General features: G+C 72.2%; 9 protein-coding genes. 4 read left to right on the forward strand and 5 right to left on the reverse strand.

Annotation, left to right across the window (positions count from 1 at the left end; translation table 11 throughout):
* Positions 1 to 64: 64 nt before the first annotated feature.
* Together NX801_RS10475 and NX801_RS10480 are read right to left on the reverse strand one after the other, a co-directional pair.
* Positions 65 to 1,462, reverse strand: coding sequence for a GntT/GntP/DsdX family permease (locus NX801_RS10475; protein ID WP_258787061.1), 1,398 nt, complete (start codon positions 1,460 to 1,462; stop codon positions 65 to 67).
* A gap of 71 nt (positions 1,463 to 1,533) precedes the next feature.
* Positions 1,534 to 2,043 (reverse strand): gluconokinase, encoded by a 510-nt coding sequence (locus tag NX801_RS10480; RefSeq protein WP_258787062.1) that lies wholly within the window; start codon positions 2,041 to 2,043, stop codon positions 1,534 to 1,536.
* 360 nt (positions 2,044 to 2,403) lie between these two features.
* Between NX801_RS10480 and NX801_RS10485 the strand changes: the two genes are divergently transcribed.
* From NX801_RS10485 to NX801_RS10500, 4 genes are all read left to right on the forward strand, one after another.
* Positions 2,404 to 3,105: a FadR/GntR family transcriptional regulator gene (locus NX801_RS10485; protein ID WP_258787063.1), complete on the forward strand. Its 702-nt coding sequence runs from the start codon at positions 2,404 to 2,406 to the stop codon at positions 3,103 to 3,105.
* A 639-nt stretch (positions 3,106 to 3,744) separates the two neighbouring features.
* Positions 3,745 to 5,211 carry an amino acid permease gene (locus tag NX801_RS10490; RefSeq protein ID WP_258787064.1) on the forward strand — a complete coding sequence of 489 codons (1,467 nt, stop codon included), beginning with the start codon at positions 3,745 to 3,747 and terminating at the stop codon, positions 5,209 to 5,211.
* 409 nt (positions 5,212 to 5,620) lie between these two features.
* Positions 5,621 to 6,706 carry an S-(hydroxymethyl)mycothiol dehydrogenase gene (locus tag NX801_RS10495; RefSeq protein ID WP_258787066.1) on the forward strand — a complete coding sequence of 362 codons (1,086 nt, stop codon included), beginning with the start codon at positions 5,621 to 5,623 and terminating at the stop codon, positions 6,704 to 6,706.
* A complete protein-coding gene (locus NX801_RS10500) occupies positions 6,706 to 7,335 on the forward strand; it encodes an MBL fold metallo-hydrolase (RefSeq protein ID WP_258787067.1) in 630 nt (209 codons plus the stop codon). The genes NX801_RS10495 and NX801_RS10500 overlap by 1 nt, the downstream gene beginning before the upstream one ends.
* Before the next feature lie 107 nt (positions 7,336 to 7,442).
* On the opposite strand, the gene NX801_RS10505 is transcribed toward NX801_RS10500, so the two are convergent.
* From NX801_RS10505 to NX801_RS10515, 3 genes are all read right to left on the reverse strand, one after another.
* Positions 7,443 to 8,396, reverse strand: a complete 954-nt coding sequence (locus tag NX801_RS10505) for an RluA family pseudouridine synthase (protein WP_258787068.1) — start codon at positions 8,394 to 8,396, stop codon at positions 7,443 to 7,445.
* Between the two features lie 260 nt (positions 8,397 to 8,656).
* Positions 8,657 to 9,856, reverse strand: coding sequence for an amidohydrolase (locus NX801_RS10510; RefSeq protein WP_258787070.1), 1,200 nt, complete (start codon positions 9,854 to 9,856; stop codon positions 8,657 to 8,659).
* Complete coding sequence (locus NX801_RS10515) at positions 9,853 to 10,638, reverse strand: TetR/AcrR family transcriptional regulator (protein ID WP_258787071.1); 786 nt, start codon at positions 10,636 to 10,638, stop codon at positions 9,853 to 9,855. Before NX801_RS10515 ends, NX801_RS10510 begins: the two co-directional genes overlap by 4 nt.
* Between the last annotated feature and the right edge of the window lie 30 nt (positions 10,639 to 10,668).

The following is a 10,668-nucleotide window of genomic DNA, read 5'->3' on the forward strand; positions in this document are numbered from 1 at the left end:
CGCCCTCGGAGGCGTAAGACGGAGTCGGCGGAGTCGGCGGAGCCGTCCGGCGGGGCGGTCACCGCTACAACACCAGGGAGAGCAGCAGCACGAAGACGATCCCGCAGACCGAGATGATCGTCTCCATCACCGACCAGGTCTTGACCGTCTGTCCGACGCTCATCCCGAAGTACTCCTTCACCAGCCAGAAGCCCGCGTCGTTGACATGGCTGAAGAAGAGCGAACCGGCGCCGACGGCCAGCACCAGCAGCGCCGCGTGGGTGGTGGACATGTCGGCGGCCAGCGGCGCCACCAGACCGGCGGCCGAGATGGTGGCCACCGTGGCGGAGCCGGTCGCCAGCCGGATGGCCACCGCGATCAGCCAGCCCAGCAGCAGCGCGGGGATGGACCAGCTCTTGGAGAAGTCCAGGATCATCTGGCCCACGCCCACGTCGATCAGGGTCTGCTTGAAGCCGCCGCCGGCGCCGACGATCAGCAGCACCCCGGCGATCGGGGCGAGCGACTTCTCGACGGTGGAGGAGATCCGCTCCTGGGTGAAGCCGGCCGCCCGGCCCAGCGTGAAGATGCCCACCAGCACCGCCGCGAGCAGGGCGATCAGCGGGGCGCCGATCACATCGGTGACCCGCTGGAGGTGGTTCTCCGGGTCGTCGACCACGATCTCGACCAGCGCCTTGACCAGCATCAGCACCACCGGCAGCAGCACGGTGGCGACCGTGGCGCCGAAGCTCGGACGGCGGTCCAGCTCCTCGGAGGCGCGCTGCGGGATCATCCGGTCGGGGGCCTCGATGTCCACCCAGCGGGCCGCGTACCGGGAGAAGAGCGGACCGGCGATGATCACGGTCGGCACGGCCACCAGGATGCCCAGCGCCAGCGTCACGCCCAGGTTGGCGCCGATGGCGTCGATGGCGACCAGCGGGCCGGGGTGCGGCGGGATCAGCCCGTGCATCACCGAGAGGCCGGCCAGCGCCGGGATGCCGATCCGCATCAGCGAGTAGTTGCCGCGCCGGGCGACCAGCAGCACCACCGGGATCAGCAGCACGATCCCGACCTCGAAGAAGAGCGGCAGCCCGATCACCGAGGCGATGAGCACCATCGCCCAGGGCATGGCCCGGCCGCCGGCCCTGGCCAGAATGGTGTCGACGATCTGGTCCGCGCCGCCGGAGTCCGCGAGCAGTTTGCCGAGGACGGCGCCGAGCGCGATCAGCACGCCGACGCCCGCCACCGTCGAGCCGAGGCCCGCCGAGAAGGAGGCGATGGCCTTGTCGAGCGGGGCGCCCGCGAACGCGCCCAGCGCCAGCGACCCGATGGTCAGCGCCAGGAAGGCGTGCAGCTTGAACTTGGTGATGAGCAGGACGATGACGGCGATGCCCGCCAGCACGGCGATGCCGAGCTGGGCGTTGCCCGCCGAGGTGATCGGTTCGGCGGCGTCCGCTGCCAGCATCTCGACGTTGAGACTGGTCACAGGGGGTCCTAGGGGCTCAGTAGGGGTTCAGTCCGACTGACCGGTCCGACGGGTCAGACCGGTCAGGCCGGTCAGACCGCCGAACGGCGCAGCCGCGCGGCGGCCCGGTCGGCGATCTCTTCGGGGGTGCCGGACACGTCGACGGCGACGCCGGCCTCGTCGTCACCCAGCGGCTGCAGGGTGCTGAACTGCGAGTCGAGCAGCGCGGTGGGCATGAAATGGCCCTTGCGCTCGGTCATCCGCCTCCCGATCAGCTCCCGGTCGCCCGTCAGGTGCAGGAACACCACCCCGGGCGCGGCCGTGCGCAGCCGGTCCCGGTACGCGCGCTTGAGCGCCGAGCAGCTGACCACTCCGCCCCGTCCCGCCCGGTCGTGCGCCCACTGCCCGATCGCGTCGAGCCAGGGCCACCGGTCGTCGTCGTCCAGCGGGACGCCGGCCGACATCTTGGCGATGTTCGCCTCGGGGTGGAAGTCGTCGCCCTCCGCGTACGGAAGGCCGAGACGGTCGGCGACCAGCGGACCGATCGTGGTCTTGCCGGTGCCCGCCACGCCCATCACGACGACGACTGGGGGGTTCTGCATGGAAACTGCCTCGCTGTTCTCGCTGTCGTCCTCGACATCGATTCCGTCGCCGCACACTGAAACCCATGTGGTACGACGTATTCAAGAGTCTGTGACAAAAAAGTCATACTTTTAAGCACCTGTTGGTCACCTTCCCATGGCGCTCCCTCCCTCTGTCGCTCCGGGTGGCCGCACCGCCGGCCGCCACCCCGGGAAACCGTCCCGGGACCGTCGGTGAACCGCGCCGAGCTGTCCCTGAAGCGCCGCCGAACCGCCCCGAAGCGGTCCTGGACCACCGCTGAACCGCCCCGGAGCCCTCCCCGGCCCCTCCCGGAAACCGCTGGTGCCGGAGGCCCTCCCGGCGCGCCGTAGGCTGTGCCCATGACGACTCAGGCCACGGGGCTCCATACCCATGTGCTGGACACCCTGGGCCTCGCCATCACGGCGGGTGAGTACCCGCCCGGCAGCGTTCTGCGCACCGATGAGCTGGCCCAGCGCTTCGACGTGTCCCGCACCGTGGTCCGCGAGGTCGTCCGGGTCCTGGAGTCGATGCACCTGGTGGAGTCCCGCCGCCGGGTGGGGGTGACCGTCCGCGCCATGGAGGAGTGGAACGTCTACGACCCCCGGGTGATCCGCTGGCGGCTGGCCGGCGCCGACCGCCCCCGGCAGCTCAGGTCCCTCACCGTGCTCCGCTCCGCCGTCGAGCCGGCCGCCGCCGGTCTGGCCGCCGTCCACGCCACCCCCGAGCAGTGCCGGGAGCTGACCGAGCAGGCGCTCGGCATGGTCGCCACCTCGCGGGGCAGGCAGCTGGAGGCGTACCTCGTCCATGACATCGCCTTCCACCGGGTGGTCCTCAACGCCAGCGGCAATGAGATGTTCGCCCGGCTCGGTGATGTGGTGGCCGAGGTGCTCGCCGGCCGCACCCACCACCAGGTGATGTTCGACGACCCCGACCCGGCCGCCGTCACCCTGCATGTCCAGGTGGCGGAGGCGGTACGGGAGCGGGACGGCCGCCGGGCCGAGGAGCTGACCCGGCAGATCGCCGTCGGCGCCCTCCGGGAGCTGGACGTCCTCGCCCCCTGAGCCCGCCCGGCGGCGGCGCTCCGGGCCGGCGGAACCGGCACCCGGACGGGCCCCCGCGGCGGCGCCAGCTCCGGGCCGACGTGACCGCCGACGGGCCGGGTACGACCGGCCCGCCCCCGGCCGGTGCCGGTGCCCGGCTCCGGCGCCCGGGCCCGGACGGCGGCCGCCGCCGGCTCCCGGCCCCGTGAACACCCCGGCGGCGGGCCGGGTCGTCACGGGGAGTATCGGGACCGGACCGTCCGGCCCGAAGCGTACGGAGCGTGGTGATGCGCGATGAGGCGAGCCGGTCCGCACCCGAGCGCGGGCCCCTCCGGAGGGATCGGGGGAGGGGCCGGAGTGGCTCTCCCACGGGCCCCGGGGCTCAAAGGGCCCGGAGTGCGGGGGAGTGGACTCCCCGCCGATTGCCGGACCGATCCGGCCATTTACCCGACAAAGAGCGAGATTCCATGACGTGATCTCAAAAACAGTTCAAACACCCCCGTACGTGATGTCGGCCACAGCCAAAAGTGGCAACGGGCTGTGACTATGACCTACTGGGCCCGCTCCGCAGGGAGGGGCCCGGACCCTTGCCAGACGGTGGAGCACCCCCTCACCGGCGTACGGCTACCGCACGACCCCTCACCCAAAGGCGACTACTAGATGAGTGACCGCACCATGCCTGCGGCCGACACCCCGACCCCGGGTCTCTCCGGGACGGCGGGCGCCCCCCACATCGACGCCGGTGACGCCGGTTACAGCAAGGACCTCAAGTCCCGCCACATCAACATGATCGCCATCGGCGGCGCGATCGGCACCGGGCTCTTCCTCGGCGCCGGCGGCCGGCTGGCGGGCGCGGGACCCTCGCTGGCCGTCGCGTACGCCGTCTGCGGCGTCTTCGCCTTCTTCGTCGTCCGCGCGCTGGGCGAGCTCGTCCTCTACCGCCCGTCCTCCGGCGCCTTCGTCAGCTACGCCCGTGAGTTCATGGGCGAGAAGGGCGCCTACACCGCCGGCTGGCTGTACTTCCTCAACTGGTCGACCACCGCGGTCGCGGACATCACCGCCGCCGCCACCTACGCCCACTTCTGGGCCATGTTCAGCGACATCCCGCAGTGGATCCTGGCCATGATCGCCCTGGCCGTGGTGCTCACCGCCAACCTCATCTCGGTGAAGTACTTCGGCGAGATGGAGTTCTGGTTCGCGATCATCAAGGTCGCCGCGCTGGTGATCTTCATGCTGGTCGGCATCTACCTGGTGGTCACCCAGCACGAGGTCGGCGGCCACACCCCGGGCCTCGCCACCATCACCGACAGCGGCGGCATCTTCCCGATGGGCATGCTGCCGATGCTGATGGTGGTCCAGGGCGTGGTCTTCGCCTACGCCTCCGTGGAGCTCTGCGGTGTCGCGGCGGGTGAGACCGAGAGCCCCGAGAAGATCATGCCGAAGGCGATCAACTCGATCATGTGGCGGGTCGGCCTCTTCTACGTCGGCTCCGTCGTGCTGCTGGCGCTGCTGCTGCCGTACACCTCCTACTCGGCCGACCAGAGCCCGTTCGTCACCGTCTTCGACAAGCTCGGCGTGCCGGGCGCGGCCGGTGTGATGAACCTGGTGGTGCTGACCGCCGCCCTCTCCAGCCTGAACTCCGGCCTCTACTCCACCGGCCGCATCCTGCGCTCGATGGCCATGTCCGGCTCGGCGCCCAAGTTCACCGGCCTGATGAACAAGGGCCAGGTGCCCTACGGCGGCATCCTGCTCACCGCCGGCTTCGGCGTGCTGGGCGTGGCGCTCAACGCCTTCGTGCCGGACGACGCCTTCGAGATCGTGCTGAACCTCGCCTCCATCGGCATCCTCGGCACCTGGGCGATGATCATGCTCTGCTCGCTGCTGTTCTGGAACCGCTCCAAGGAAGGCGCGGTCGAGCGGCCCTCGTACAAGCTGCCCTGGGCGCCGTACACCCAGATCGCCACGCTGGTCTTCCTCGCCACCGTTGTCGTGCTGATGTGGTGGGGTGGCGGTGTCGGCCGTACCACCGTCAACTGCCTGCCGCTGATCGCGGCCGCCCTGGTCGGCGGCTGGTTCATGGTCCGCAAGCGGGTCCTGGCGCTCGCCGCCGGCCGCGCCGAGGACTGAGCGGGGACCGAGCCGAGGGCTGAGCCGCCCCGACGTCCCCTTCCCGCAGCCCCCGCCGGTCCGCCGGCGGGGGCCGCGCGCGTCGTACGCCCATGACGAGGGCCGTGTGCGTCGTACGGCCCGGGTCGGAGGCCGCGCGCGTCATACGGCCCGGGTCAGGGCCTACGGCCCGGGTCAGGGCCGCCGTGCCTGGTACGGCCCCTGGTGGAGGCCGGGTGTGTCGTACGCCGTGACGAGGGCGGCGTGGGCGCGCGGGTCGTACGCCCATGGCCAGTCCGCGCGCGTCGTGCGCCCGTGGCGAGGCCGCGCGCGTCGTAAGGACCCCTTCCCGGGACCGGTGCCGCGACAGGGAATAGTGGTCCCGTACACGAGCACCATGACTGACCATCGGGAGAAGGGAACGCGCAGCATGACGCAGCAGGTCCAGGGGGTCGTCGCGCCGGGCCGGGACGAGCCGGTGCGGGTCGAGACGATCGTGATCCCCGACCCCGGCCCGGGCGAGGCCGTGGTGAAGGTCCAGGCGTGCGGGGTCTGCCACACCGACCTGCACTACAAGCAGGGCGGCATCAACGACGACTTCCCCTTCCTCCTCGGCCATGAGGCCGCCGGTGTGGTCGAGTCGGTGGGCGAGGGCGTCACCGACGTGGCCCCCGGCGACTTCGTGATCCTCAACTGGCGTGCCGTGTGCGGCCAGTGCCGGGCCTGTCTGCGCGGCCGGCCGTGGTACTGCTTCGACACCCACAACGCCCGGCAGAAGATGACCCTCACCGACGGCACCGAGCTGTCCCCGGCGCTCGGCATCGGTGCCTTCGCCGAGAAGACCCTGGTCGCCGCCGGGCAGTGCACCAAGGTCGATCCGGCCGTCGCCCCCTCCGTCGCCGGGCTGCTGGGCTGCGGGGTGATGGCCGGCATCGGCGCCGCCATCAACACCGGCCAGGTGGGCCGGGGCGACTCGGTCGCGGTCATCGGCTGCGGTGGCGTCGGGGACGCGGCGGTGGTCGGCGCCCGGCTGGCCGGCGCGGCCCGGATCATCGCCGTGGACATCGACGACCGGAAGCTGGCCAAGGCCCGGGAGATGGGCGCCACCCACACCGTCAACTCCCGTACCGACGACCCGGTGGAGGCGATCCGCGAGCTGACCGGCGGCTTCGGCGCCGATGTGGTCATCGAGGCGGTCGGCCGCCCGGAGACGTACCGGCAGGCGTTCTACGCCCGCGATCTGGCCGGCACCGTCGTGCTGGTCGGCGTGCCGACCCCGGAGATGAAGCTGGAGCTGCCGCTGCTCGACGTCTTCGGGCGCGGCGGGGCGCTCAAGTCGTCCTGGTACGGCGACTGTCTGCCCTCCCGGGACTTCCCGATGCTGATCGACCTCCACCAGCAGGGCCGGATCGACCTGGCCGCCTTCGTCACCGAGACCATCGGCCTCGGGGACGTGGAGCACGCCTTCGCCCGGATGCACGAGGGCGATGTGCTGCGCTCGGTGGTGGTGTTCTGATGGCGGCCCGCGTCGACCACCTGGTCACCTCCGGCACCTTCTCGCTCGACGGCGGCACCTGGGACGTCGACAACAACGTCTGGATCGTGGGTGACGACAGCGAGGCGATCGTCATCGACGCCGCCCATGACGCCGACGCCATCCTGACCGCCCTGAACGGCCGGACCCTCCGGGCGATCGTCTGCACCCACGCCCATGACGACCACATCGACGCCGCGCCCGCCCTGGCCGACGCCACCGGCGCGCCGGTGCTGCTCCACCCCGAGGACCTGCCGCTCTGGCGGCTCACCCACCCGGACCGGAGCCCGGACGGGGAACTGGCCGACGGGCAGGTCCTCACCGTCGCGGGCACCGAGCTGACCGTGCTGCACACTCCGGGCCACGCCCCCGGGGCCGTCTGTCTGTACGCCCCCGGGCTCGCCACCGTCTTCACCGGCGACACCCTCTTCCAGGGCGGCCCGGGCGCCACCGGCCGGTCCTTCTCGGACTTCCCGACCATCATCGACTCGCTCCGCGCCCGGCTGCTCACCCTGCCTCCCGAGACGGAGGTGCGCACCGGCCACGGCGACTCCACGACCATCGGTGCCGAGGCCCCGCACCTGGAGGAGTGGGTCGACCGGGGCCACTGACCCCGGCCGCCGGCCGCCGCGCGGAGGGACCCCCTCCCGCCCGGTGGCCGGCGGGGGTCACCGGGACGCCGGCCGCCGCGCCCCACCGGGACGGCGGCCGGCGGGGATCACCCCTCCGCCCTCTCCGTCTCCCACCCGCCCCACTCCAGCGCCTGTCCGCTCCGGAACCGCAGCTCCTCCCCGGACACCGGATCGGTGAACTCCAGCTCCCGGGCCAGCAGCCGCAGCGGCCGCCCGAAGTCCTCGGGGGCGTCGTCCCGCACCTCCGGATAGAGCGGATCGTCCAGGATCGGCACCCCCAGGGACGCCATGTGCACCCGCAGCTGATGGGTCCGCCCGGTGCGCGGCTCCAGCCGGTAGCGGGCCAGTCCGCCGCGGCGCTCGACCAGATCGATCCGGCTCTCGCTGTTCGGCTCGCCCGGCACCTCGTACGCCGCCCGCACCCCTCGTTCCTTCACGATCCGGCTGCGCACCGTCACCGGCAGCGCGATACCGGGATCGTACGGCGCCAGCGCCTCGTACCCCTTGCTCACCCGGCGGTCGCGGAACAGCGTCTGGTACGCCCCCCGGTCCTCCGGCCGTACGACGAAGAGCACCAGGCCCGCGGTCAACCGGTCCAGCCGGTGCGCGGGCTGGAGCGCCGGCACCCCCAGCTCCCGGCGGAGCCGCGCCAGAGCGGTGTCGGTGACATGGCTGCCGCGCGGCGTCGTCGCCAGGAAGTGCGGCTTGTCGGCCACCACGATCCGCTCGTCCCGGTACACCACCCCCACCGGGAACGGCACCGGCTCCTCGGCCGGGAGGTCCCGGTGGAACCAGAGGCACCGCCCGGCCTCGTACGGCTCGTCCGCCGCCACCGGCCGCCCGTCGGCCCCCACGAACCGACCCTCCGCCAGCATCGCGGCCACCCGCTCCGCCCCGATCGCCCCCGCGTACCGGGCGACCAGATGATCCCCCACCCGCCCCCACACCCCGCCCGGATCCGCCGGCAACCGCACCCGCACCGCGTCGATCCCGTCCCGCTGCCCCAACGGCGCCCCCGGCGCCCTCCGTCTCCCACGCACCCCCCAACCCTAGGCCCGCCGCCGGCCCGGCCCGTACGGCCGGGCAAGCTGCCCGTGCCGCTGGTCGGCGAGGTCGGGGCGGGTGGCCTGCTCCAGGAAGCATCGCGTGCGGCGCCCAGTGGCGTAGGGCAACGTATCGGCGGCAAGGGTGCGATCCTGTATCCGGCCGATCCCGAGTCCGTAGACGCGGGTGGTGCCGTCCAGCGCTGCGCCGCGGAGACGACGCCCGCGTCGGTTCCTCAGCTTGCGGACGGTACGGGTCAGCCGACGTCCAGGTCACCGGCCAGCCCGGCCAGCAGAGCCTCGCGCATCGCGGCGGCCGCGACGGCGAGGGTCGCCCGGTGGGGGAGGTACGCGTCGGTGTGGCACGCCGGCCCCACCGGGCCGAGCCGGCCGCCGGGTTCACCGGAACCGACGAACCAGTACACGGCCGGACTTCCAAATGCCTCGGCGAGGACACTGACGTCGTCCGATGCGAGGGCGGGCGGGACCGTCAGGTGACGCACCGGCAGCCGGCTCTCGTGCAACCTAACCAGACGGTCACGGATCCGCGGCGTGTTCTCCACCCGAGGAACCCGGCTGTCGTGGGTCAGCCGGACGTCCTCGCCGAAGGCGAGTCCGGCTGCGGCGGCCTCTGCCCGTACGACCGCCTTGATGCGGTCGAGAATCGGCTCCCGTACGCGTTCCGCGAAGGTGCGGATGTTCACCCTGGCGGAGACACTGGGGGCGCGCAGGCCCGGCGCGGACGGTGCCTCCAGCGCGGGCACGGACACCACCGCCTGCTCGAACGGGGGCACGTCACGGCCCACCACGGTGTGCAGGCGCTGGGTGAGATTCGCGGCGAACAGCACGAGGTCGGGGCCGGAATCGGGGGAGCCGGTGTGTCCGCCCGGAGCATGTGCCGTGACGGTGAGGGTGTCCGCGGCGGCGAGCGCCGTCCCGGGAGTGGAGGCGAGCACTCCGACCGGCGCCATGGCCGACACGTGTTGGCTGAGCAGGACATCAGGACGCGGGACGGCCTCGACCAGGCCGTCTTCGACCATCCTGGCGGCACCGCTTCCCATTTCCTCCGCCGGTTGCAGGACGAGGACGATCCGTCCACCCGGCAGTGCCGGGCGGGCCGCCAGCTGTGCGGCCGCCCCCGCCAGCGCCGCCAGGTGCAGGTCATGCCCGCACGCGTGCATCACCCCCTCCACCTCGCTGGCGAAAGGGGCTTCGGTGCGCTCCTGGAGCGGCAGGGCGTCCAGCTCCGCGCGCGTCGCGACGACGGGCCCGGGGCCGCGGTCGAGCACCGCCACCAGGCCAGTGCCTCCGATCCCCCGGGTCACCGCGAAGCCCTCCCGGCTGAGCACATCGGCGAGGATCCCGGCCGTGCGGTGCTCCTGGAATCCGAGTTCGGGAGTGCGGTGCAGGGATTCGTAGAGGGCCGGGGCCCAGTGGGGCAACCGCAGGTCCGTCATCGCTCGCCCGCCATGCGCGCCTCGGCCAGCCGCATCGGGGTCCCGGACCGCAGCGGGCGGAGCGCCAGCAGTTCCGCAACCATCCGGTCGTGGTTCTCCGGTGCCGGCGGCTCGACGGGTTCGAACGCCCGGCGCAGCACTGTCGCCAGCAGGCGGGAGGTCGCCTTGCACTCCTTCGGATCCTCTGCGGCGCCCGGTCGCGCGACGAAGCCGTTGACGACGGCTTCGATGGACAGTCGGCCCTCTTCGGAGCAGATCGCCTCCCGGATCAGGCCGTTCACGCGCAGCAACTCCAAGTACTCCTGACGCACCAGGACGGACGCGAGCGATATCCCGAGGGCGTCCGGACTCACCGGTGGAGCCACGTGAGTGCCCAGGACGCGAGTGTCGCGGGTGTTGTAGGCCCGCAGTACCGGATTGGCCATGACCTGCTGGTACAGCACGCAGCCGGCCGCGTGCAGGCTGGCGAGCCTGCGGTCGCGCGGCAGGTGCGTGATGAACCGGTCGTGGACCCGGTCGAATTCCCGCACCAGCACATCGTCGATGATGTCTTCCTTGCTGTTCCAGTGCCGGTACACCGTCCCCTTGCCGATCCCCGCGTTCGCGGCGACGTCCTGGACGCTGACCTTCGGGTACCCGATCCGCAACACGAGATCGACCATGGCGTCGAGGACCCGGGCGGAACGGCCGGAGGAGTCGCTGACCGCCTGCCCGGGGCGGAACGGACCGGTCGTCGTGTCGCCGAGCGGCCGGACCGTGCTCTGGCGGATGGCCATCGACATCGTCTGTTCCCCCAACATCGTTCACTCCCC

Source organism: Streptomyces pyxinae (assembly GCF_024756275.1).
GTDB lineage: Bacteria > Actinomycetota > Actinomycetes > Streptomycetales > Streptomycetaceae > Streptomyces > Streptomyces pyxinae.